The sequence below is a fragment of the Salinimicrobium sp. CAU 1759 genome (assembly GCF_054482715.1).
Map to the genome: position 1 here is coordinate 2,218,747 of NZ_JBTLRK010000001.1, position 22,389 is coordinate 2,241,135.

Below are 22,389 nucleotides of genomic sequence, written 5' to 3' on the forward strand. Positions count from 1 at the left end.
GTTCTAAAACAAATAAGGAGATGACAATCGAGCAGCGCAGAGAAAAATTAGAAAGCCTTGGCCGGTTTTTGAATCAGTTCAAAAGATCGGGGATTGAAAAAGATAATAACCTGCCGCACAATGATCCTTTTTTTGATATTTTAAAAGATAAGATAGAACAGGCTATACACTACAACGGCTGGTTCACCCTTGAAAATGTGCTTTTCTCTCTTGAGCAATGGAGTAATGCTCTTACAACAGCGAACCTCCAAAAATGGCTTTCCAATTACAATTTTGAGCAGGTGGAATCCAAGACGGTGGGAATCATTATGGCCGGGAATATTCCGTTAGTAGGTTTTCATGATTTCATTTCAGTTTTGGTCAGTGGTCACAAAGTTCTGGTAAAGCAATCTTCCAACGATAAGCTACTCCTGCCCGTAATTTCCGATTACCTTAAAGCCATTGCTCCGGAATGGAAAGAGAAAATCGAGATCCTGCCCGACTCTGCAGACGGGGCTTCAAAAATGACAAATTATGATGCTGTTATTGCTACTGGAAGTAATAACACGGCAAGATATTTTGAATATTATTTTGCCGATAAACCATCAATAATCAGGAAAAACCGAAATTCTGTAGCTGTACTTACCGGAAAAGAAACTCCTGAAGAACTCTCTGCCCTGGCTGAAGATATCTTCAGATATTATGGTTTGGGTTGTCGAAATGTATCTAAGCTATATGTTCCAAAAAATTATGATTTTAATGCCTTTTTTGAGGCTATATACGGGTGGAATCCTATTATAAATCAGGCAAAATACGCTAACAACTACGACTACAACAAAGCTGTCTATCTTATGAGCCAGTTCCAACTTCTGGAAAATGGATTCCTGATCCTCAAAGAAGACAGATCCCTTAGTTCTCCCATTGCTACTCTTTTCTATGAACATTATGAAGATCTCGAGGCCCTGAAAAAGGAACTTGATAGCAGAAAAGAAGAAATTCAGTGTGTAGTAGGGAAAAATTTAAATGAAAATGAAGTAGCCTTTGGTGAAACCCAGCATCCTCATTTATGGGATTATGCAGATAATATTGACACACTTGCTTTTTTAACCCAAAAAGTTTGAAAATTCTAACTTTCAACCTGCAAAATCTCCTAAATTATCATTTTAGTAACAAGAATTTGCCTATGATTTTCTCATATTTGTAACTGTTAAAAAACAAGTATGAAAAAACATAATTATAGTGCCGGACCTTGTATTCTTCCCCAGGAAGTTTTCGAGGAGGCATCACAGGCAATATTAGATTTTAATAATTCCGGATTATCCATTCTGGAAATTTCCCACCGCAGTAAAGACTTTGTAGATGTAATGGAAGAGGCCCGAAGCCTCGCCCTGGAGCTTATGGGGTTGGAAGGAAAAGGATATAAAGCACTTTTTCTTCAGGGAGGAGCTAGTTTGCAATTTCTCATGACGCCATACAATCTTTTAAAGACCAAAGCTGCTTATCTCAATACAGGTACCTGGAGTACCAAAGCGATTAAGGAAGCGAAGTTCTTTGGAGAGGTTGCAGAAGTTGCCTCCTCGGCCGATAGAGATTTTAAGTACATACCAAAAGGCTACTTCATTCCTTCAGATGTTGATTATTTCCATTGCACCAGTAATAATACCATTTACGGAACCCAGATAAAGGAGTTTCCGAATACTCCGAAGCCGATCGTGTGTGATATGAGTAGTGATATTTTTTCAAGGCAGATCGACTTCTCAAAGTTTGATTTGATCTATGCCGGTGCACAAAAGAACATGGGACCTGCAGGCACTACCCTTGTGGTGGTAAAAGAAGATATTCTTGGGAAAGTAGAGCGCTCAGTGCCATCCATGATGGATTATCGTGTACATCTCAATAAAGCCAGTATGTTCAACACCCCGGCAGTCTATGCCGTTTATGTTTCTATGCTTACGCTAAGATGGCTGAAAAATAACGGCGGAATTGCAGGCGTAGAGGAACAGAATGAGAAGAAAGCAAATTTACTTTATTCAGAGATCGATATTAATCCGCTTTTTGAAGGGTATGCAGACCAGGCAGACAGATCTAACATGAATGCTACCTTTAATTTGATCAATGACGATCTAAAGGAAACCTTTGACACTATGTGGAAGGAAGCCGGAATTAACGGCCTTAATGGTCACCGTAGCGTTGGAGGATATCGCGCATCCATGTATAATGCTCTTCCTTTGGAAAGTGTACAAGTACTGGTCGATGTGATGAGCGAACTGGAAAGAAAAGCCTAAACAATAATTCAAAGAATGAAAATATTAGCAAACGACGGAATTGCTTCTGGTGGAAAAAAACAACTGGAGGAAGCCGGATTTGAAGTTATAACTACTAAAGTAGCCCAGGAACAATTAACCAATTTTTTAAACGAGAATAATATTAGCGGTCTTATAGTACGCAGTGCCACAAAGGTTCGTAAAGATCTTATCAACGCCTGTCCCAATCTCAAGATCATTGGTCGTGCGGGAGTTGGCATGGATAACATTGATGTAGAGTATGCCCGCAGTAAGGGAATACATGTTTTTAATACTCCGGCTGCTTCTTCGGCTTCAGTAGCCGAACTTGTCTTTGCACACCTTTATGGTGGGGTAAGATATTTGCATGATGCTAACCGACTCATGCCGCTCGAAGGTGATTCTCGTTTCAAAGAATTGAAGAAAAATTATGCAGGCGGTCGGGAATTGCGAGGCAAGACTTTGGGGATCATCGGCTTTGGGCGAATTGGTCGGGAGGTAGCGAAAATAGCCCTGGGGATCGGCATGAAAGTAATTGCCAGTGACAGAACTGAAGGTGAAGCCGAAATCACACTTGAATTCTACAACCATCAGGAAATAAAAATACCCATAAAGACTGAACCTGTTGAAGATCTGATAAGACATTCAGATTTTATAAGCCTTCATGTCCCATCCCAAAAAGAACCTGTTCTTGGCAGAGAAGAATTTAATCAGATGAAAGATGGGGTGGGAATTATCAATGCGGCCCGTGGCGGAGTCATTGATGAGGTTGCCCTGGTAGAAGCCCTGGACAGCGGAAAAGTTGCCTTTGCAGGTCTGGACACCTTTGAACACGAACCCTCACCGGCCATTAAAGTACTTATGAATGGAAAGGTTTCTCTTAGTCCCCATATTGGAGCTGCTACAAATGAGGCCCAGGAAAGGATAGGATACGAACTGGCAGATGAGATCATCAAAGTTCTTAAATAACACCTCTAAAAAAATGACATTTTTGAAAATGCTTCTGTTAAAGGAAGCATTTTTTTTGGTTAAAACATACCTCTCTCCTACCAGACAGCATCTTTTTTTGTAAATTAAAAAGAAAAAGATGGCTTCAATTTTAGACTTTTTAGACACCGCAAAAGGAAAAGAATTCATTCAGAAATCAAGTGACGAGGTGAATGAATCACCCGATAAGGTAAAATCTGCTTTGGGAATGGCTTTGCCAATGATCCTTGGTGCTATGAAAAAAAAATCCGATAGTCCAGAAGGCGCAGAAAAGCTGAAAAAAGAACTGGGTAAGGAAAAACACGACGGCTCTGTTCTGGATAATATCGGGGTTGGCGGCCTTTCAGGTCTTATGGGTGAAGGGTCAGGAATCCTGGGTCATGTTCTTGGTGGCAGTCAGTCCAAAATAGCTTCCGCAGTGGGTGCAGCTATAGGAATGGATGCTTCAAAAGTAAATAAGCTGCTTCAAATGGCTGCTCCGGTAATTATGGGCCTTCTTGGGAAACAAAAGAGAAAAGAGAATATAGACAGCGGTGGCGGAATCTCAGATCTTGTGGGTTCTGTTCTCGGAACAAATTCTTCCCACGACCAATCCATGCTCGAAACTTTCATGGACTCGGACAAGGGAGGGAAAATTGCAGGGGATGTTACTGGCAAGATCTTTGGTGGTAAAGGTAAGGACAAACCCAAAGGATTGGGTGATTTCTTTAAAGGTTAGATCATGAAAAATCTTATTTATATACTGCTCCTGGGCTTATTCATTTACAGCTGCTCCTCTACCCGAAATCGGGATATGCAGCCAGGTGAAGGTATGGTTGAAAACGACACTGTTCGCATTGCAAACGATAGTCTTGAATATGAGATCATTATCATTGATCCTGGTTTTTCATATTTCCTCAATGCTATCGCACGTCCCGAAGGCTACTATTCGCTGAATTACCTTGAGAACAAAAACAGGTTCTTAGTTAATGATTATAATAACAGGGTACGACAGCCTCAGGTCTATAATCCCAACATTTATGAAATGGAAATAAACTATGACCCTAACATAGATTATGGTTATGACGTCAATTACAAGCTTTATAATTATTTTGTCTACCTCTCCCGCAAGTACAACCAGCGCTTCTCGGTTCCTACACGCTTGTAATTCAATTAAATACAATAACCCGGAACTTCAAAAATTGTTGATTTTCTTTTTTATATTTGCGCCATGAACAAATTGAAGCAACGCTGGGGTATTTCTTCCAACTGGCAAATTTTAATTATTTTCATAGTCTTTGGACTTACCGGTTCCTCATCACTTTTTGTAGCCAAGCCGGTTCTGGAATTCATTGGCCTTACCCGTATGAGCTTTTCTTCAGATCTTTGGGGAGGAGTTAGCTATCATGCTTTACGTCTTCTTATGGTCTTTCCGGTCTACCAGGTACTACTGGTGGGATACGGCTGGATCTTTGGACAGTTTAGGTTTTTCTGGCAGTTTGAGAAGAATATGTTATCCCGTATGGGATTTGCTAAAATCCTTAAGTAGGCATGAAGCTTTGGCAAAAAATGTTTCTGCTCCTGTTTTCAGGATTGATCCTCTTCCCATCGGCAGTAGATCTTGCACACGTTTTTTCCGGGCACCAGCACTATACCTGTAACCATTATGCGGAATCTCACTTTCACCAAAAAACAGTAGACTGTGATATTCTCCACATTCAGCAAAATCCGTTTTCATTTCCACCTCTACAATCCTGGTCACTCATTGAGCCCGAAGTAAAGCTCCTTCCGGTACCAGGAGAATATGATTTTTTAAATACGTTCCAAAAACTGCACTTTTCTTTAAGGGCACCCCCTGCTTCGGTGTGACCTTTTGAAGAACATCTTTTTAGTTAATACGTATTAAAAAATATCCATGAAAAATATCATTTTTGGACTACTATTATTAGTGGTCACTAATGCCTTTAGCCAATATTCTATTAATGGCAAGGTAATAGACGCAGACACAAAACAACCTTTAATTGGAGCTACCGTACAGCTTCAAAAACCCGAACGTGCTGCAATTACAGACCTCTCGGGTGAATTTCTTTTTCAAAACCTTTCCGAAGGTTCTTACACCCTGATCATTTCATCACTTGGCTACGGAACCAAAACAGTCAAGGGTGAAATTCCCGAAGACGGAGATATTCAGGTAGAACTCTCCCCTACAGCAATCGAAATGGAAGAAGTGATCGTATCCACACCTTTTCACCAACTTCAGAGTGAAAATGTGATGAAAGTGGAGCGTGTAACCATGGAAAACCTGGAACGAACCGGGGGTAACAGACTTACCGAGGGAATAAGCCAAATAGCCGGTGTAGAGACCATAACCACAGGTGCAGGAATTGGAAAGCCGGTTATTCGTGGTCTCAGTTCCAATCGGGTTCTTGTATATGCTCAAGGGGTAAGATATGAGAATCAGCAATTTGGTGATGAACACGGACTTGGACTTAGCAGCTCGGGGATCGAGAGCGTAGAGGTAATTAAAGGACCCGCTTCTCTTCTATACGGAAGCGATGCTTTAGGTGGTGTTCTATATCTAAATCCGGAGCGGTATGCCCCGGCAGATTCAACTATTGTAGATGCAGAAACCACCTACTATTCCAACACTGAAGGTTTTGAGGCTAATGCCGGAGTAAAATCTTCAGGAGAGAACTTCAGTTATTTACTGCGGGGAAATTTCGGGACCTTTAGTGACTATGAGACCGGCAAAGACCAAAGAGTGACCAATACCCGTTTTACCGAATATGATCTTAAAGGTGGCCTGGGGTATCGCACCGATAAATATAAGGGAGATCTAAGGTATAATTTGAACAGCAGTTTTGTTGGAATTCCGGAAGGATTTGAAACACAAACAACATCTAAAAGTAAAATGGAACCTTATCAGCAGGTGGATAATCATATCCTGAGTCTCGAAAATTCATTTTACTTCAATGACTCCAGTCTGGATCTTAAGTTTGGTTATCTCTTTAATAACCGGAAAGAATTTGAAGAGCACCATGAAGAAGAAGAGCACCATGAGGAAGAAGAACATGAGGGGGAGCATGAAGAAGAGGATATGCATCTTGAAGGAGAACCTGCATTAGAAATGCATCTAGAAACCTTCAATTATGATGTGAAATATAATTTTCCTGCCCATGGGAAATTTGAGACCATTATTGGTCTACAGGGAATGTTCCAGACCAACACAAATTTGGCCGAAGAGATCTTAATTCCCGATGCTACCACCACAGATGCCGGTGTTTTAGCCACGACACATTATCACCTTGAGAAAATAGATTACCAGGCAGGTCTTAGGTACGACTTCAGGCGAATTTCTGCAGATAGTTATGAAAATCATGACACCGAAACTGAAGTTCCTGCTCTTGAGCGGGATTTCAACAGTTATAACGGTGCTTTGGGAGTAAAAGTTGATCTTACCCCCCACTTTACAACCAGGCTTAATCTCGCCACCGGATTCAGAGCTCCTACTCTTGCTGAACTAACTTCTTACGGAAGTCACCACGGCACCAACAGGTTTGAGATTGGAAATGCAGATCTGGAGAATGAACAGAATTACCAGCTGGACCTCGCACTGGAATATAGGAATGAGCATTTTGAGCTCTCTACAAATGCCTTTTATAACGCTATCAATAACTATATTTTCCTAAACCCAACCGGAGAAACCATGGATGAAAATCCTGTTTTTGAGTACCTGCAGAATGATGCAAAACTGTATGGAGGGGAAATAGGATTACATATTCACCCTCATCCCCTGGATTGGTTGCACATTGAAAGTAATTACGAATTGGTGATCGGGGAACAGGATAATGGAAATTACCTCCCTCTTATTCCTGCCCAGGCTATTCTCAACACAATCTGGGTAGAATTACCTGACGGAAACAGATTCAGCAATGGTTATGCGAGCCTAAGTCTTAAGACTGTATTTGATCAGGATAGGGCCGGACTTTTTGAAACAGAAACAGCCGGTTATTCTCTTCTAAACGCAGGAGTGGGAACTTCTATGGTTTTAGATTCTATGGAGCTAAACTTTAGACTTACAGGAACAAATCTTCTCGATAGAACCTACATTTCCCATCTATCAAGGTTAAAACCTGAAGGTATTCCAAACATGGGAAGAAATATCTCTTTGGGAGTGGGAGTGAAATTTTAGAAATTTTTCAGCACAAAAAAAGCCGGTCAACTTTTTGACCGGCTTTCTCTTTTTATAGAAACTCGTTTATTTTGCTCTAACCGGAATAGGACGCAGTTGTCCAAAATCCTCTCCTTTTTGCCAAACATAAGTGTAAAGCCACATTAAGGTAAAGGTTGGAATTATATCACTAAAAGGAAGGATCTCTTCCAAAAATACTATTACAGAGGCCAGTTTTCCCTTTTTACCAGGATACATGGCACTCATTTTTTTAGCGGCATAAGGAGCCCATAATAAATCCAGGAATCCGCCAACTAATGGAACTGCTCCACTAGCCATACCTATGGCATCATAAACCAGTCCTTTGATCAATAATTTCTTTTTATCTGAATTCATGTTTTTTGCTTTTTTCCTCTATTAAAGCAAGAAAAGTGCCATTTTTTCAAGCCTCACTTTTGACCTTTTTTGAGAAGGTGTGTTTTAACTTCTGGACCTTAGGATCAATGATCACTCTACAGTACGGTTGATTGCGATTTTGATTGTAGTAATCGTGATGTTCCTGTTCAGCTACATAGAATTCTCCGGCAGGGGAAACTTCCGTTACTATAGGATCTCTAAAGGTCTTCTCCTCCTCGAGTTTCTTGATCACTTTTTCTGCCGTGTCTTTTTGTTCTTCAGAATGATAAAAGATCGCACTCCGGTAATGAGTACCCACGTCATTTTGTTGTCTGTTTAGAGTGGTGGGATCATGAGTAGCAAAAAACATGTAGAGTAAATCCTCAAAAGTGACAATATCTGGATCAAATTCTATCTCGATAGCTTCGGCATGGCCTGTTCTTCCGGTGACCACCTCGCGGTACGGCGGAGTCTTTATATTACCACCTGTAAAGCCTGAAGTCACATTTTTTACACCTTCTACCCGTTGAAATACTGCTTCGGTACACCAAAAACATCCCCCTGCCAGCGTTGCCTTTTCCAATTGTTGTTCTTCCATGTTTTCTTTTTTCAAAAAATAGGGAAAAACCATGAACCTTCCAATTATAAAATTTCAGGATTTCGTAACATTGCAATTCGCATTTTAAGCCGATTTTTAATCATATCCCATGCTTCCAAAACACCTGCTGTTTTTTTTATTTTTCATATGTACAGGAACTTTGTTTTCTCAGCAAAAAGAACTTCAGCAGAAAAAAAGCTATATAGCGTCACGAATTGAAGATAAGCCTTTAATAGACGGGATACCTAATGAAGATTTTTGGCAGGACATTCCCGTAGCTACAGATTTTGTAATGGTAGAACCCGGCGATGGGGAACCCTCCCGCAGCACACATCCCACAGAAGTGAAAATTGCCTACAATGATGAGGCGATCTATGTGGCTGCATACCTGTACGATTCCAACCCTACCAAAATAAGGCGTGACTTTGCACAGCGAGACAACATTCCTACTGCAGACCACTTTTTTATCGACATCAACACCTATAATGACGGGGAAAATCAAACGAGATTCTACGTTACTTCCGCCGGCACCATTGCCGATGCCAAAATGAAAAGAGAAGATGAAGATTACGCGTTTAACGCGGTATGGGATGCACAGGTTTCTATGGATTCTAAAGGCTGGTATGTTGAAATGGAGATCCCCTACTCTGCTTTAAGATTTCCAGATAAGGAGGAGCAGCTATGGAGCCTACAAATGGGTCGGAACATCACTCACCTTAATGAGATCTACGTGTGGAGTTATGTAGATAAATCTGTGGGAGAATTCACTCATTATAACGGTCTGCTAAAAGGTATAAGAGACATAGATGCTCCGGTAAGGCTGAGTTTTTATCCCTATGTTTCGGGTGAGGTCAATCATTTCGACAGTGAAACCTCTACCGCCTTTAATGCCGGAATGGATATCAAGTATGGCATCAACGACGCCTTTACTCTTGATGCTACCCTCATTCCCGATTTTGGCCAAACGGCCTATGATGACGTGGAGCTTAACCTGGGGCCTTTTGAGCAGGTCTTTGGTGAGAACAGGGCCTTTTTTACTGAAGGCACAGAACTCTTCACAAAAGGTGATCTTTTTTATTCCCGCCGTATTGGAGATACTCCTATTGGATTCAATGAAGTCCAGGATGCCAGGCTTGAGAATGAAGACATTGTAGAAAATCCTGAAACCACAAACCTTTTAAATGCTTTAAAAATCTCCGGAAGGACTACTGGTGGCCTGGGAATTGGGTTTTTTAATGCTATTACCGAAAGGCAGAAGGCCCGGTTTTATAACAGGGTCACAGATGAAGAAAGGGAACTGGTGACCGAACCTTTTGCCAATTACAACATCTTTGTACTTGATCAGCAATTCGATCAAAAGTCTTCTGTTTCGATCATCAATACTAATGTTACGCGGGAAGGGCATTTTAGAGACGGTAATGTAACAGGTTTCCTATTTGATGTTTTCAATAAGAATAGTTCCTTCAACTTTTCCGGGGAAGCAAAGATGAGTCGGGTAAATTTTCCGGAAAGCAATAAAACCGGTTTTGCTTCAGAACTTGGCGTGTCGCGAACCAAAGGAAAATTCAGGTATGGAGTTTCTCATGAATTTGCCAATAAAACCTATGATATTAATGACCTTGGTGTAAATTTCTTTAACAACTATAATAACTTCTACTGGGATACCTCCTACAGGATCTTTGAACCTAAAGGTATTTTTAACCGATACAACATAAGGCTTCAGGGAAACCATCACCGGCGGTATGATCCCGATGTTGCTGTTACGACCAACATTGGTTCAAGTTTCTTCGGAGTAACAACTACCCGTTTTGCTTTTGGTGGTTCTGTCAATTACAGTACTCCATTCAAAGACTTTTTTGAACCTCGTAAAGAGAACACCTATGTACAATATCCCGAAAATGCTTCGGGCGGTGCATGGATCTCTTCCGATTACCGAAAAAGAATTGCAGTAGATTCCCGTTTTAACTACAATAAGTTTCTGGGAACAGATCATAACCAGCTGAGATTTAATTTTAGCCCCCGCTTGAGAGTCAGTAATAAACTCATGCTTATTTACTCCTTTGATCTTATGGAGGAAAATGCGCGGGAAAGCTTTGTGGCATTACTCCCCAAAAATGTCATTTTTGGCACCCGTCACAGGCAGAGTATAGAAAATTCTCTTCAAGGCAGCTATAACTTCAATACCCGGGAAGCTTTACGCCTTAGCTTCAGGAATTTCTGGTCTTCGGCAACTTTTGATGATGAAAGTTTCACAACTTTACTTGATAATGGAAACCTGGAACCGTTTAATTATGAAGTAGATGAAGAGAATGATCCCGATGCCAATTTCAACATCTGGAACCTGGACTTAAGTTACCAATGGAGATTTGCCCCGGGAAGTGAAATGATCCTGCTTTACAGGAATTCAATATTCAAATTCGATAATCAAAGCGAACTGGTATACCTGGAAAGTCTTGACAACCTCTTTGGTCAACCTGCAAGGCACAACCTTTCCCTGCGGCTCGTATATTATTTAGATTATAATACTATTAAAAATACTTTTAAAGGTTAATATTGCATCTATGGTAGAAGCCAAAAACATTCATAAAAGCTATAATGACCTGCATGTTCTAAAAGGAGTCGATTTGCACATCCCGAAAAGTGAAATTGTTTCCATAGTTGGAGCTTCGGGAGCCGGAAAGACAACCCTGCTCCAGATCCTTGGAACTTTGGAAAGGCCAGATCGAAGTAAGGAAAGCGTACTGCGGGTGAATGATGTGGATGTCTACGCCTTGAATTCCAGAGAACTGGCGAGGTTTAGGAATAATAATATTGGATTCATATTTCAGTTTCACCAGTTGCTTCCGGAATTTACGGCGCTTGAAAACATTTGTATTCCTGCTTTTATTGGCAATCGCTCAAGATCTGAAACCGAAAAAAGAGCTAAGGAACTCCTTGGATTTTTAGGACTTTCTAAACGCGCCGATCATAAGCCGGCCGAAATGAGTGGCGGCGAGCAGCAGCGTGTTGCCGTAGCCCGGTCCCTCATCAATAATCCCGGGGTAATTTTTGCCGATGAACCATCGGGTAACCTCGATAGTGAATCTGCAGAAAATCTCCACAAACTTTTCTTTGATCTTAGGGAGGAATTCGGGCAAACCTTTGTAATCGTCACCCATAATGAAGAGCTGGCAAATATGGCCGACAGAAAATTGACCATGGTTGACGGGAAAATTCTTTAAGAGACCAAGGGCGTAATTACAAAACATGACTTCAAAATGACCCGAAAAGAGCTTAAGGAATTCCTGGACTTTAAGGTTGAACAATACAATACACCGCAATTCATAGAGTCTGACCCTATCCAGATCCCACACCTGTTTAGCCGAAAAGAAGACATTGAAATTTCGGGGTTTTTGACAGCTGTTATTTCCTGGGGCAACCGTAAGAGCATACTCAAAAATGCAAATTCCATGATGGACCTTTTGGATCAGGCTCCTTATCAATTTGTGATGCAGCATTCAGAAAATGATCTCGACCGGCTTGAAACTTTTGTCCACCGTACATTCAATGGGAGAGATTTCATTTACTTCATAAAGGCACTTCAGCATATTTACAGGGAGCATGAGGGCCTGGAATTTATTTTCAGCAACAGTTCAACTGAGAAAAGCCTGCAGCCTGCAATCCATGTATTTAAAAATAAGTTCTTTGAGCTACCACATGAGCGAAGAACTGAAAAGCATATTAGTGATCCATTAAAGAATTCGGCTGCAAAGAGGATCAATATGTTTCTACGCTGGATGGTGAGAAATGACAATTCGGGTGTTGATTTTGGGATATGGAAAAATTTATCTCCTGCCCAATTGAGCTGTCCCCTGGACGTCCATTCTGGTAATGTGGCGCGCAAGCTGGGACTTCTAAAACGTAAACAGAACGATGCCAAAGCATTGGCAGAGCTGGACAACAGCCTTCGGGAGCTCGATCCTAAAGATCCCGTGAAGTATGATTTTGCCCTTTTTGGACTGGGAGTTTTTGAGAAATATTGATCGGCTTGTAGGAACTTTCTGAAAAATTTTCAGCAAATTCTCATTTTTATTAGGAGCAATTAATATCTTTAACTACATCTAAGGTTAAATATATGCCCGACTCCCAAATTCGGAATAGTGAAAGCCGGCAGCACCCAGCTCCCGAAGAATTTCACATTCTCAAGACTTCGGCAGATAAAGATTTTTCCAACCTGCTTTTTCTCTGTTCCCAAATTGCCCGGGCTAAGGTTGCTGCCTTGGTGGTTTTAGAAAATGGAAAAACCTGGGTAAAAACCACTTACGGCTTAGCACTTGAAGAATTAAATACAGATGCTACTCTATGGGAGCAGGTGCTTGAAAAAGATGAAATAGATATTTTTGGTCCTGAGGACCTTCTTACTTCGGGCATGGATCACGAGAGCCTGGTTGCCGTCCCGGTCATCACCGAAACAGGAGAAAAACTGGGGATAATTGCCCTTTTTGACCCTCAAGATCAAAACCTGGATGCAAATCAAAAACGCGCTCTAAAACTTCTTGTAAATCAAATCCTCACCTTTATAGCTTTCAAGAAGCAAAGCAATCAATTTCAAAGGGTGCAACAAGACCTGGAACAACGCTACAGAGAACTGGAGAAATTTGCAAGTGTGGTTTCTCACGATATAAAATCCCCTCTTGCCAATATAATTTCTCTCGTAGAATTGCTTAAAGAGGAGAACGAGGGAAAATTTGATGAAGAAACCCGGCAGTACATCGATTTTTTATCCCAGGCATCCCATAGTCTTAGAAATTATGTGGATGGGCTCCTCGTATTTTATCGCAGTGAAAGGATTCTGGAAAAGGAGGAAGAAGATGTCAATTTACATGACTTCTTCAAGACGATAACCAACCTTTATACTGTTACCCCGGATGTAGAAATTATTTTTCCTGAAGAAGGGGTGCTAAAAAAGGTAAATAAAGCTGCCCTTACTCAAATCTTCATGAATTTGATAAGCAATGCTTTAAAATATAACCATAAATCAAAAAGAAAAGTAGAGATCGACTTTAGGACCTCAAATGAATTCTATGAATTTGAAGTTCAGGATAACGGGGACGGAATTCCGGAGGAAAGTTTCGGGAAGATCTTTGACCTCTTCACCACGCTTGATCTAAATGACCGTGATGGGAACCCAGGAAGCGGGATAGGCCTCGCAACGGTAAAAAAACTGCTGACACGTATGGGAGGGGATATTCAAATAGCGTCTGAACCGGGCATAGGCAGCAATTTTAAGTTTCAAATTAAAAGGTCTTGCTAAGGCCTTTTTTTATATTTGACAAAAGAATGCCCGAGCATGTACTTTAAACATCCTGAACTCCTTTATGCTTTATTCTTACTTCTGATACCTATCCTGGTTCACCTGTTCCAGCTTCGGAAGTTCAGGACCACAGAATTTACCAATGTAAAATTCCTTAAAAAAGCCGTTTCCCAAACCCGGAAAAGTTCCCGGCTTAAGAAATTTCTCATTCTCTGCACAAGACTTTTGATGCTTACCTGTATCGTCCTTGCTTTTGCACAACCCTACTTCCCTCCTGCTTCGGGCGAAATCAGGGAAATGGAAACAGTAATTTACCTTGATGATTCTTACAGCATGCAGGCCAAAGGGAATAAAGGAATTCTTTTAAGAAGGAGTATTCAGGATCTTCTGGAAAACCTTCCGCAGGAGGAAACCGTAACTTTATTCACCAATACTGAAGAATACCGCGAAATTAAGGTTGAAAATCTTCGGGAGAAATTGCAGGACAAGAATTTCTCTGCCAAAGAATTGTCCTGGAGAGCGGTAGAACTCAAAGCCCGGAACTTTTTCAAAGGATCCCCGGATACCCAAAAGAATTTCATCGCTATTTCCGATTTTCAACACCTGCAGGATTCATTGGGCAGTTTAGCGGGTGAAGTTGAGACACATCTGGTACACCTCAGGCCAGAGAATCAAAACAATGTTTCGATTGACTCTGCATGGGTTTCTAACAAAGGTATTGATGAAGTGATATTAAGTGTAGCAATTTCGGGCACCGGAGATTTGAAAGAGGAAATTTCTGTTGGGTTGTACGAGGAGCAAAATATGCTGGCCAGAAAAACTGTTGCCTTAGACCGGGATTTATACGGAGTTACCACCTTCAGCTTAAAACCAAATGCGATTCCCTATGGAAGAATTGAAGTTGAAGATAATGGGCTGCAATTTGACAACCGTCTTTTCTTTAGTATCAATGAGACATCCCCTGTCAAGGTAGTGGTGCTGGGAGATTCTGAAGCAGATTACCTCCAGCGGATTTACAGTGCCCCGGACTTTCAACTGAATATTTTTCCTGAAAACAACATTGATTATAACCTGCTATCACAAGCCAACCTGGTTGTATTGAATCAGCTAAAAAATATTCCCGTATCTCTTGTTAACATCCTTGAACAACTGCATGAGGAACAGGTATTCATGGTGATCATTCCTTCAGTGGAAGCAGATACGCAAAAGTACAACCTGCTTTTCAGGAATTTAGAGCTTCCGTTGTTTGGAGTCCCAAATGATGAGGAAATGTTGGTTACAGATATCATTTTTGAGCACCCAGTCTACCGTGAGGTCTTCAGTGAGACCATCAGGAATTTTGAATATCCCAGGGTACAGCAGTGGTTTCCTGTAAATGCTGTAAACAGCAGTATTCTTAAATATCAGAATGGTCTGCCGTTCCTTTATGAGCAAAAAAATGTTTTCGTGTTTACTTCAAGTCTTAACAGGGAAAACTCAAATTTCAGGAATGCCCCACTTATTGTTCCCACCTTTTACAACATTGGAAACATGGCAATTTCCATGTCCCGGTTATACCATATTCTGGGAGACACTCAAAGGATAAACATACAGGCAAATCTTCCAAAAGATGAGATCCTCAAGCTCTCTTCGGGTGAAACCACTTTTATTCCGCAGCAACAAAGTTTTCAAAATAAAGTTGACCTTATACTGGAGGATCTGCCTACTGCACCGGGACATTTTGATGTTCTGCAGGAATCCAGGCGATTGAGAACTTTAAGCTTTAATATCTCACGTAGTGAAAATGACCCAATAAGGGAACAACTAGAGGAGCAAGAAGGTGTTTTTGTTCACTCTTCTATTCCGCAGGTATTTTCTGAAATCAAATCGGCCAACGAAGTTGAGAACCTTTGGAAATGGTTTGTTATTTTTACTCTGTTTTTCTTACTCACTGAAATGCTTATTCTAAAATTCCTCAAATGAAAATACTGGTTAAGTCGGCCAAAATAATTGATAACGAAAGCCCCTACAATAATAAGGTCATGGACATTCTGGTGGAGAATGGGATCATTAAGGAAATTGCTCCCTCCATTAAGACCCGAAAGCCTGATCTTGAGATCCAATTCGACAATCTTCATGTTTCCCAGGGCTGGTTTGACAGTAGTGTGAGTTTTGGTGAACCGGGTTTTGAGGAACGGGAAACTTTGGATAACGGACTCAAAACTGCGGGTTACAGTGGTTTTACAGCCATTGCTCTTAATCCCGGAAATAATCCGGTAACAGATAATAAAGGGGTGGTAAGCTACCTCTTAAAGAAATCTGAAGGACAGCCTGTCACCCTGTTGCCAATTGGTGCGCTTACCAGCAAAAGTGAAGGCAAGGATATGGCCGAACTCTACGATATGCAGCAGGCCGGGGCTGTAGCTTTCGGAGATTTCAAACATTCCGTTTCAAATCCAAACTTGCTGAAACTGGCTCTTCAATATTCCCAGAATTTCGACGGACTGGTAATGTCATTTCCGCAGGAAGACAGGATTGCTCTTAATGGACAGGTGAACGAGCATGAAAACAGTACCCTACTTGGCTTAAAAGGAATTCCGGCCCTTGCTGAAGAACTTCAGATCACCCGTGATCTTTATCTCCTGGAATACACCGGCGGAAAATTACATATTCCCACCATTTCTACTGCAAAATCTGTGGAGATCATAAGAGATGCAAAAGAACGTGGACTGGATGTGACCTGTAGCGTGGCGATACACAACTTATTCTTCACAGACGAAGTGCTCAGTGATTTTGATACCAATGCCAAGGTCCTACCTCCAGTACGAACCAGGTCAGACGTTAAAGCTTTGATTTCGGGCATTAAAGACGGCACTATCGATATGGTTACTTCAGATCATATACCGATGGATGTAGAACATAAAAAAGTTGAGTTCGATAATGCCTTTTTTGGCACCCTGGGATTGGAGTCGGCACTGGGAGCCTTACTTCAGTTGTTCACGGTTAAGACCGCGATCAAGGTCCTTACTTCAGGAAAGGCGAGGTTCAATTTAAGTGAGAATGCCATTGATGAAGGTTCTCCTGCAAACTTCAGTTTCTTCGATCCCGATGTGGAGTATACCTTTGAAAAAAGCCATATTTATAGCTCATCTCAAAACAGCTTGTTCCTGGGAAAACAGCTTAAAGGAAAAGTTTACGGAATCCTTGTTGGTGAAGAATTCCTGAGCCCTGAGTCGCAAGCGAGGCAATGATTTTTTTGTAATTTTATGCACATAAATTTTAAATTATGGACAGCGTAGCCAACCAGGGAAAAACAGCAGCAATTGTAGCTTATTTGACTATCATTGGGACTATAATTGCCTACTTTATTAATAATGATACCAAAAATCCTTTTGGGTCCTTTCATATAAGACAGGCACTGGGAATTCATATTACTTTTTACCTTTTAGGAATTATTGTCTCCTGGTTTGACACCTGGCTTATTTCGGCACCATTCTACTTATTCATCATAGTGCTTTGGGGTTATGGTATAATTGCTGCAATACAGGGGGAAAGAAACGAAGTACCAATTTTGGGAAGACAATATCAAAAATGGTTTAGCACGATTAACTAATGGAGACAGACACGTTTACTTTATATCACCTAATTAGAAAACCCAAAAGACCTGTAGAAAAAGCACCATTGCTAATCATGCTGCACGGTTACGGCAGCAATGAGGAAGATCTCTTTTCTTTTGCTGAAGAGCTGCCCGATGAATTGTTCATCATTTCTGTAAGGGCACCTTATCCTATGCAACCGTACGGCAATGCGTGGTACGCAATTCACTGGCAGGGAAGCAGCGATGGGAAATTCAGTGATGACAATCAGGCGGTGATCTCGAGAGAAAAGATCGTTCAGTTTTTAGAAGAAGTCGAGGAAAGATACCCGGTAGATCCCGATAATGTGACGCTTGTAGGCTTTAGCCAGGGTTGTATACTTAGTTTTGCAGTCGCCCTCTCCTATCCCGAAAAAATTAAAAATGTTATTGGACTAAGTGGATACATAAATAAGAATATCATAAAAGAAGGTTATCAAAAAAGGGATTTTTCGAACCTCTCTGTTTATAGCTCTCACGGAACAGCAGACCAGGTGATCCCTGTTGCCTGGGCACGGATGACCAAACCTTTACTGGATTCACTCAAGATCGAGAATAAATATTCAGAATTTCCTGTAGGTCACGGAGTGGCGCCTCAAAACTTCAGAGAATTAAATGATTGGCTCAAAGATCACCTTTAGTTGCGTGGGTAGAGCACGGCTTTTTCGGTAGTGAGTTCCGGGTTTCCGGCTTCGTCGAGTTCGAAGCTTATCAACAGCTCTCCCCAGTAGGCACCGTCTGTAAAACTGGCTATAGCCCATTTGTGGTTAAGTAATTTTACTTTACTTACCCTAAATGGTCCTTCCATACCTTCGTAAGGTACGAGGTCATTGTCGACATCGGCTTTATTTCGGCTTATAAGCTCCTGCTCTACTTTAGCGGCGACTCCTGCAGGATCAAAACCTCTGTTTTCCAGATAGGTCAAAGCTTCTTCATTCGAGGTTAGTGTAAATGTCTCTTCTGAAGAAAATTTTGATGCAGCAGTCTCAGCAGCCAAATTAGATTCCTCAAGCTGTGACTTAAGAGATTCAATTTCAGAATCTTTTGACTCGATCATCTTTTGTCCGTTCACGTAAAAGAAAATGGCCAGCAGGGCCGTAAAAACGAAAAGGTATAACAATATGCTCTTGCGCATTAGATCTCGATTTGAAGGTTATCATAAGCCAGGAAAACGTTGGATGGCAACTCTGCCTCCACTTCCTCATGGAAGCCCAGTAAATGGCTTATATGGGTTAAATATGCTCTTTTTGGATTGATCTTTTGAATGAACTCAAGGGCCTCTTCCAGGTTAAAATGAGAATGATGCGGCTCCTCGCGAAGGGCATTGATCACAAGTACATCTACTCCTTTTAATTTGTTGACCTCTTCCTCCTCTACCGTCTTGGCGTCGGTCAAATAGGCAAAATCACGGATCCTGAAACCAAAGACCTGCACCCGGTTGTGCATCACGTCTACAGGTACTACCTGTACCCCTTTGACATTAAAAGCCTCATTTTTAATAATATTCTCATGTACACTTGGCGCGCCGGGATATTTATTTTCTGACGAGAAGATATAATCGAACCGCTTTTGAAGAGATTTCATCACCCTCTCATGGGCATATACGGGAATATCACCTTGTTTAAAAAAAAAGGGCCGAATATCATCCAGGCCTAGCGTATGGTCACTGTGTTCATGGGTAAAGAGAATTGCATCGAGACGGTCTACAGGATTACTCAACATTTGCTGCCGAAAATCGGGTCCGCAATCGATCACGATATTGAGATCATCAACCTGCACCAGGACCGAAACCCGTAACCTTTTATCTTTAGGATCTTCGCTTTTACATACCGGATGTTTACTACCAATAACCGGAATGCCCTGCGATGTTCCTGTACCTAAAAATGTTACTTTCAATGCTCTAAAATTTACCACAAAACTAAGTATTATTTTTTTGTTTAGCCCTCTATTTTAGTACCTTTGATGACAATATGGAGGGTTCTGAAAGGAGGAACCGATTGTTGATAAAAAAATCTGCTATGCCAATAACCATAATGGGTGACCGGGAGTTTGAAAATGTCCCGTCAATTAAGAGTAAGGCTTTACGTATTAATCTCAATGAAAATATCTATGGAACTTTTTCTGAAATAGGTGCGGGACAGGAAACTGTTCGTAACTTCTTTAGAGCCGGTGGTGCCTCGGGTACCATTGCGAAAGCCATGAGCGCATACGATAAGGACTTTAGTGACGCGATATATGGAATTGAAGATGACCGGCGATATGTGACAGAAGAGCGACTCAAAAAGATGCTCATGCACGAGACCAGCCTTATTGAGCAAAGGATCTCGCGTGAAAAACATCCCAATAAATTATTTTTTACTTACGCAAATACTGTTGCGACCATTGACTTTGCTAAAAAATACAAAGGTCATGGGTGGGTTGGTATCCGTTACCAGGTGCATCCTGAAGAAGATTACAACGAGATCATTCTCCACGTGCGTTTTCATGAGAACGATGCACGTCTTCAGCAAAATACCTTGGGCATCCTTGGAGTTAACCTCATTTATGGGGCATATTACAAATATGATAATCCCAAAAAACTACTTAGATACCTCTATGACCATATCGATAAGGACCAGATAGAGATCGACACGATCAACTTTTCGGGACCGAGATTTGAAAAGGTAGACAACAGGTTAATGAGTTTACAGCTTGTAAAGAATGGAATGACGGAAGCTGTGATGTTCGCACCCGATGGTAATAACGTACTTCCTGCAAAGATCCTTTACAAGAAAAATATTCTTGCTCTGCGTGGAAGTTTTAGACCGGTGACCAAGGTGAACATGGACATGTACAAGCGTTCCCTGGAACTGTTCCTGAAAGAGAACCGAGTTGCTGAAGAAAATACAGAAGTGATTTTTGAGATCACCCTTTCTAACTTACGGGCTGAAGGGGAAATTGATGAGAGAGACTTTATGGACCGGGCAGAACTCCTCTGCTCCCTTGGTCAAACTGTTATGATCTCCAACTTCCAGGAATATTATAGAGTGGTTGAGTATTTCTCAAGATACACTAAGGAACGTATGGGGCTAGCCATGGGAGTTAATAACCTGGTCGACATTTTTGATGAGAAATATTATCGTCACTTAAGTGGAGGTATTCTAGAAGCTTTTGGTAAGTTATTCTTTAAAGACCTTAAGGTTTACCTGTATCCTCTTAAAGATAAGGAGACAGAAGAGATCACCACCAGTGATAACCTGAAGGTACATCCAAGGATGAAAGAGCTTTACAAATTCTTTAAGTACAATGGTAAAGTAGTTGATATTACAGATTACGACCCCGAAATCCTGGATATCTACTCCCGGGAAGTACTGCAGATGATCGCCGAAGGGAAAGGTGGCTGGGAAGAAATGCTTCCTGAAAGAACAACTGCTATGATCAAGGAACACAACCTGTTTAGTCATCAAAAACAAAAAGCAGCACAGAAAATATAATTCTTAGGTTGAAAATGATCCGTCTGGAATGTCGCCACCCATAGGTGTAAAAAATGACATTTCAGGCGGATTTTTCTTTGTATTCCCCAAAAAGCTCCAAAAGTTTCTTTTGTCGGAAGGCAAAGATCTCCTCTAGTTTTCTTCTTACCAAGGGCTTGTGAACTACGCGCCCAATAAGGCCAAAGGGTAGTTTATAATCCACCATATCCTCCATTTCTACTCCACCTTCGATTTCCCTGAAAAAGTGTTTATGGTGCCACAAGCTGTAAGGACCGAACCGCTGTTCGTCCACAAAGTGGAAGGGTTCGTTCACATGAGTGATCTCCGTTACCCATTTTGTTCTAAGTCCGGCGACAGGCTTCACGACATACTGGATGATCTGCCCTGCAAACATAGGCCTGTCACCGCCACTAATGATATCAAACCCCATATATCCCGGGGTGATAACCTTCAGGTTTTTTGGATCGGAAAAGAATTTCCAGGCCACTTCAATAGAAATCGGTAATTTTTGAACTGTATGTAAAGAGTAAATTTTCATATCAGATAATTTCTGCAAAGATAACTTTGTTTAAATAATATATAGTTAATTTAAACATATTTTATTTTCAACTTTTCCTCTTCAGGTTCGAAACCTGAAAATTTTCTCAAAAGCATTGAGAACACTCTTATAATTGCGTTAATCTCCAAGGTACTGGTATAGAAATATGCGAGTTTTGAGATAAACCAAATCAACACATGAACAAATACATTTTCCCCCTCATCTTTATCTTTGGTATTTCTACTTCTACTCAATCTCAAGATTTTAATGATCAAACTCCCGACCAGAATTCTTCTCCCTATAAAACCAGCTGGGCAGTAGATGGCACTTATGTGGGGGTAAGTCTTGGTTTGAATGTCCTGGGATTTCAGCTAGTACAGGGCAAAGAAGCATTAAGCCTGGAGGAGATGAATGATCTTTCTAAAGAAGATGTCCCGCGTATTGACAGGTTCATTGCCGGCAACTACAGCGAAAATGCCGATGAGATTAGCTACTATCCCTTTTACGGCTCTTTTGCTGTTCCTGTGGTCATGATGCTTTCAGATTCCAGGCTGAGGCCTCACGCCGGCCAGATCTCTGTTCTGTTTGTGGAAAGCATGGCTACAACAGGGGCTCTATTTACTATTACTGCAGGGTTGGTGGACAGGCCCAGACCTTTGACCTATAACACCTCTGTACCCGAAGATCTTCGAAGAGAAGGTGGTGCACAAAGGGCATTTTTCGCAGGGCATACTGCTGCAACTGCATCGGCAACGTTCTTTGCTGCCAAGATCTACAACGACTTTTATCCCGACTCTGCTTTGAAGCCTTACGTGTGGACAGCCGCCGCCGCCGTACCAGCCTGGGTAGCTTACCTGAGATCTAAGGCAGGCAAGCACTTTTTGACAGATAATGTGGTTGGATATGCTATTGGAGCAGCGAGCGGTATCTTGATTCCGGAATTTCATAAAATTGAAGGTTCAGACTTGAGGATGTCACCAACAATGGGAGTAGACATCCGCGGATATGAATACCAGGGGCTCTCATTTCAGTATAGCTTTTAAGATTGGCACTTCTTTTCTGCTGAATTTTTCTATTTTT

The 22,389-nt window shown here is 41.3% G+C and carries 23 protein-coding genes; 18 read left to right on the forward strand and 5 right to left on the reverse strand.

What is annotated here, in order from left to right; all coding sequences use genetic code 11:
- The first annotated feature begins 20 nt into the window (after nt 1-20).
- The 8 genes from ACXYMT_RS09980 to ACXYMT_RS10015 all read left to right on the forward strand — a co-directional run bounded on the left by ACXYMT_RS09980 (nt 21) and on the right by ACXYMT_RS10015 (nt 7,419).
- Complete coding sequence (locus ACXYMT_RS09980; RefSeq protein ID WP_459058929.1) at nt 21-1,100, forward strand: acyl-CoA reductase; 1,080 nt, start codon at nt 21-23, stop codon at nt 1,098-1,100.
- Nucleotides 1,101-1,199: 99 nt separating this feature from the next.
- Nucleotides 1,200-2,264, forward strand: a complete 1,065-nt coding sequence (gene serC / locus ACXYMT_RS09985) for a 3-phosphoserine/phosphohydroxythreonine transaminase (RefSeq protein ID WP_459058930.1) — start codon at nt 1,200-1,202, stop codon at nt 2,262-2,264.
- Nucleotides 2,265-2,279: 15 nt separating this feature from the next.
- A complete protein-coding gene (locus tag ACXYMT_RS09990; protein WP_459058931.1) occupies nt 2,280-3,230 on the forward strand; it encodes a D-2-hydroxyacid dehydrogenase in 951 nt (316 codons plus the stop codon).
- A 118-nt stretch (nt 3,231-3,348) separates the two neighbouring features.
- Nucleotides 3,349-3,966: a DUF937 domain-containing protein gene (locus ACXYMT_RS09995; RefSeq protein ID WP_459058932.1), complete on the forward strand. Its 618-nt coding sequence runs from the start codon at nt 3,349-3,351 to the stop codon at nt 3,964-3,966.
- Nucleotides 3,967-3,969: 3 nt separating this feature from the next.
- Nucleotides 3,970-4,395, forward strand: a complete 426-nt coding sequence (locus ACXYMT_RS10000) for a DUF6146 family protein (RefSeq protein ID WP_459058933.1) — start codon at nt 3,970-3,972, stop codon at nt 4,393-4,395.
- Nucleotides 4,396-4,458: 63 nt separating this feature from the next.
- A complete protein-coding gene (locus ACXYMT_RS10005) occupies nt 4,459-4,776 on the forward strand; it encodes a DUF6787 family protein (protein ID WP_459058934.1) in 318 nt (105 codons plus the stop codon).
- A 2-nt stretch (nt 4,777-4,778) separates the two neighbouring features.
- Entirely contained in the window at nt 4,779-5,096 is a 318-nt protein-coding gene (locus ACXYMT_RS10010; protein ID WP_459058935.1) for a hypothetical protein, read from the forward strand.
- Nucleotides 5,097-5,142: 46 nt separating this feature from the next.
- Nucleotides 5,143-7,419: a TonB-dependent receptor gene (locus ACXYMT_RS10015; RefSeq protein ID WP_459058936.1), complete on the forward strand. Its 2,277-nt coding sequence runs from the start codon at nt 5,143-5,145 to the stop codon at nt 7,417-7,419.
- 66 nt (nt 7,420-7,485) lie between these two features.
- Here ACXYMT_RS10015 and ACXYMT_RS10020 read toward each other — a convergent pair whose 3' ends face one another.
- Together ACXYMT_RS10020 and msrA are read right to left on the reverse strand one after the other, a co-directional pair.
- Nucleotides 7,486-7,794, reverse strand: a complete 309-nt coding sequence (locus ACXYMT_RS10020) for a hypothetical protein (RefSeq protein WP_459058937.1) — start codon at nt 7,792-7,794, stop codon at nt 7,486-7,488.
- 46 nt (nt 7,795-7,840) lie between these two features.
- The gene (msrA, locus tag ACXYMT_RS10025) at nt 7,841-8,392 is read right to left on the reverse strand and encodes a peptide-methionine (S)-S-oxide reductase MsrA (RefSeq protein ID WP_459058938.1); all 552 of its coding nucleotides are present in this window, start codon (nt 8,390-8,392) and stop codon (nt 7,841-7,843) included.
- Between the two features lie 109 nt (nt 8,393-8,501).
- Between msrA and ACXYMT_RS10030 the strand changes: the two genes are divergently transcribed.
- The 8 genes from ACXYMT_RS10030 (at nt 8,502) to ACXYMT_RS10065 (ending at nt 17,939) form a co-directional block, all read left to right on the forward strand.
- On the forward strand, nt 8,502-10,943 hold the full coding sequence (locus ACXYMT_RS10030; protein WP_459058939.1) for a DUF5916 domain-containing protein: 2,442 nt from the start codon (nt 8,502-8,504) through the stop codon (nt 10,941-10,943).
- 10 nt (nt 10,944-10,953) lie between these two features.
- Nucleotides 10,954-11,613: an ABC transporter ATP-binding protein gene (locus tag ACXYMT_RS10035; RefSeq protein WP_459058940.1), complete on the forward strand. Its 660-nt coding sequence runs from the start codon at nt 10,954-10,956 to the stop codon at nt 11,611-11,613.
- A 36-nt stretch (nt 11,614-11,649) separates the two neighbouring features.
- Entirely contained in the window at nt 11,650-12,414 is a 765-nt protein-coding gene (locus ACXYMT_RS10040; protein ID WP_459058941.1) for a TIGR02757 family protein, read from the forward strand.
- A 92-nt stretch (nt 12,415-12,506) separates the two neighbouring features.
- On the forward strand, nt 12,507-13,685 hold the full coding sequence (locus ACXYMT_RS10045; RefSeq protein ID WP_459058942.1) for a sensor histidine kinase: 1,179 nt from the start codon (nt 12,507-12,509) through the stop codon (nt 13,683-13,685).
- Between the two features lie 36 nt (nt 13,686-13,721).
- The gene (locus ACXYMT_RS10050; RefSeq protein ID WP_459058943.1) at nt 13,722-15,647 is read left to right on the forward strand and encodes a BatA domain-containing protein; all 1,926 of its coding nucleotides are present in this window, start codon (nt 13,722-13,724) and stop codon (nt 15,645-15,647) included.
- Nucleotides 15,644-16,915, forward strand: coding sequence for a dihydroorotase (locus ACXYMT_RS10055; RefSeq protein WP_459058944.1), 1,272 nt, complete (start codon nt 15,644-15,646; stop codon nt 16,913-16,915). The genes ACXYMT_RS10050 and ACXYMT_RS10055 overlap by 4 nt, the downstream gene beginning before the upstream one ends.
- A 35-nt stretch (nt 16,916-16,950) precedes the next feature.
- A complete protein-coding gene (locus tag ACXYMT_RS10060; protein WP_459058945.1) occupies nt 16,951-17,277 on the forward strand; it encodes a DUF4870 domain-containing protein in 327 nt (108 codons plus the stop codon).
- On the forward strand, nt 17,277-17,939 hold the full coding sequence (locus ACXYMT_RS10065; protein WP_459058946.1) for an alpha/beta hydrolase: 663 nt from the start codon (nt 17,277-17,279) through the stop codon (nt 17,937-17,939). The genes ACXYMT_RS10060 and ACXYMT_RS10065 overlap by 1 nt, the downstream gene beginning before the upstream one ends.
- Here the strand turns inward: ACXYMT_RS10065 and ACXYMT_RS10070 are convergent.
- Nucleotides 17,936-18,433 (reverse strand): hypothetical protein, encoded by a 498-nt coding sequence (locus ACXYMT_RS10070; protein WP_459058947.1) that lies wholly within the window; start codon nt 18,431-18,433, stop codon nt 17,936-17,938. The genes ACXYMT_RS10065 and ACXYMT_RS10070 overlap by 4 nt on opposite strands.
- The gene (locus ACXYMT_RS10075) at nt 18,433-19,194 is read right to left on the reverse strand and encodes an MBL fold metallo-hydrolase (protein ID WP_459058948.1); all 762 of its coding nucleotides are present in this window, start codon (nt 19,192-19,194) and stop codon (nt 18,433-18,435) included. The genes ACXYMT_RS10070 and ACXYMT_RS10075 overlap by 1 nt, the downstream gene beginning before the upstream one ends.
- 122 nt (nt 19,195-19,316) lie before the next feature.
- Here ACXYMT_RS10075 and ACXYMT_RS10080 point away from each other — a divergent pair, with 122 nt between their 5' ends.
- On the forward strand, nt 19,317-20,771 hold the full coding sequence (locus ACXYMT_RS10080) for a TonB-dependent receptor (RefSeq protein ID WP_459058949.1): 1,455 nt from the start codon (nt 19,317-19,319) through the stop codon (nt 20,769-20,771).
- Between the two features lie 61 nt (nt 20,772-20,832).
- Here ACXYMT_RS10080 and ACXYMT_RS10085 read toward each other — a convergent pair whose 3' ends face one another.
- Entirely contained in the window at nt 20,833-21,309 is a 477-nt protein-coding gene (locus tag ACXYMT_RS10085; RefSeq protein ID WP_459058950.1) for an SRPBCC family protein, read from the reverse strand.
- Between the two features lie 197 nt (nt 21,310-21,506).
- Here ACXYMT_RS10085 and ACXYMT_RS10090 point away from each other — a divergent pair, with 197 nt between their 5' ends.
- Nucleotides 21,507-22,352, forward strand: coding sequence for a phosphatase PAP2 family protein (locus ACXYMT_RS10090; RefSeq protein ID WP_459058951.1), 846 nt, complete (start codon nt 21,507-21,509; stop codon nt 22,350-22,352).
- Nucleotides 22,353-22,389: the final 37 nt, after the last annotated feature.

Bases quoted from the DNA above. Each gene is read 5' to 3' on its own strand.
- ACXYMT_RS10035 (WP_459058940.1), top strand. From the start codon at position 10,954: ATGGTAGAAGCCAAAAACATTCATAAAAGCTATAATGACCTGCATGTT.
- ACXYMT_RS10045 (WP_459058942.1), top strand. From the start codon at position 12,507: ATGCCCGACTCCCAAATTCGGAATAGTGAAAGCCGGCAGCACCCAGCT.
- ACXYMT_RS10040 (WP_459058941.1), top strand. From the start codon at position 11,650: ATGACCCGAAAAGAGCTTAAGGAATTCCTGGACTTTAAGGTTGAACAA.
- msrA (WP_459058938.1), bottom strand. From the start codon at position 8,392: ATGGAAGAACAACAATTGGAAAAGGCAACGCTGGCAGGGGGATGTTTT.
- ACXYMT_RS10005 (WP_459058934.1), top strand. From the start codon at position 4,459: ATGAACAAATTGAAGCAACGCTGGGGTATTTCTTCCAACTGGCAAATT.
- ACXYMT_RS10080 (WP_459058949.1), top strand. From the start codon at position 19,317: ATGCCAATAACCATAATGGGTGACCGGGAGTTTGAAAATGTCCCGTCA.
- ACXYMT_RS10070 (WP_459058947.1), bottom strand. From the start codon at position 18,433: ATGCGCAAGAGCATATTGTTATACCTTTTCGTTTTTACGGCCCTGCTG.
- ACXYMT_RS10085 (WP_459058950.1), bottom strand. From the start codon at position 21,309: ATGAAAATTTACTCTTTACATACAGTTCAAAAATTACCGATTTCTATT.
- ACXYMT_RS10000 (WP_459058933.1), top strand. From the start codon at position 3,970: ATGAAAAATCTTATTTATATACTGCTCCTGGGCTTATTCATTTACAGC.
- serC (WP_459058930.1), top strand. From the start codon at position 1,200: ATGAAAAAACATAATTATAGTGCCGGACCTTGTATTCTTCCCCAGGAA.
- ACXYMT_RS09980 (WP_459058929.1), top strand. From the start codon at position 21: ATGACAATCGAGCAGCGCAGAGAAAAATTAGAAAGCCTTGGCCGGTTT.
- ACXYMT_RS10010 (WP_459058935.1), top strand. From the start codon at position 4,779: ATGAAGCTTTGGCAAAAAATGTTTCTGCTCCTGTTTTCAGGATTGATC.
- ACXYMT_RS10020 (WP_459058937.1), bottom strand. From the start codon at position 7,794: ATGAATTCAGATAAAAAGAAATTATTGATCAAAGGACTGGTTTATGAT.
- ACXYMT_RS09995 (WP_459058932.1), top strand. From the start codon at position 3,349: ATGGCTTCAATTTTAGACTTTTTAGACACCGCAAAAGGAAAAGAATTC.
- ACXYMT_RS10030 (WP_459058939.1), top strand. From the start codon at position 8,502: ATGCTTCCAAAACACCTGCTGTTTTTTTTATTTTTCATATGTACAGGA.
- ACXYMT_RS10055 (WP_459058944.1), top strand. From the start codon at position 15,644: ATGAAAATACTGGTTAAGTCGGCCAAAATAATTGATAACGAAAGCCCC.
- ACXYMT_RS10015 (WP_459058936.1), top strand. From the start codon at position 5,143: ATGAAAAATATCATTTTTGGACTACTATTATTAGTGGTCACTAATGCC.
- ACXYMT_RS10060 (WP_459058945.1), top strand. From the start codon at position 16,951: ATGGACAGCGTAGCCAACCAGGGAAAAACAGCAGCAATTGTAGCTTAT.
- ACXYMT_RS10050 (WP_459058943.1), top strand. From the start codon at position 13,722: ATGTACTTTAAACATCCTGAACTCCTTTATGCTTTATTCTTACTTCTG.
- ACXYMT_RS09990 (WP_459058931.1), top strand. From the start codon at position 2,280: ATGAAAATATTAGCAAACGACGGAATTGCTTCTGGTGGAAAAAAACAA.
- ACXYMT_RS10065 (WP_459058946.1), top strand. From the start codon at position 17,277: ATGGAGACAGACACGTTTACTTTATATCACCTAATTAGAAAACCCAAA.
- ACXYMT_RS10090 (WP_459058951.1), top strand. From the start codon at position 21,507: ATGAACAAATACATTTTCCCCCTCATCTTTATCTTTGGTATTTCTACT.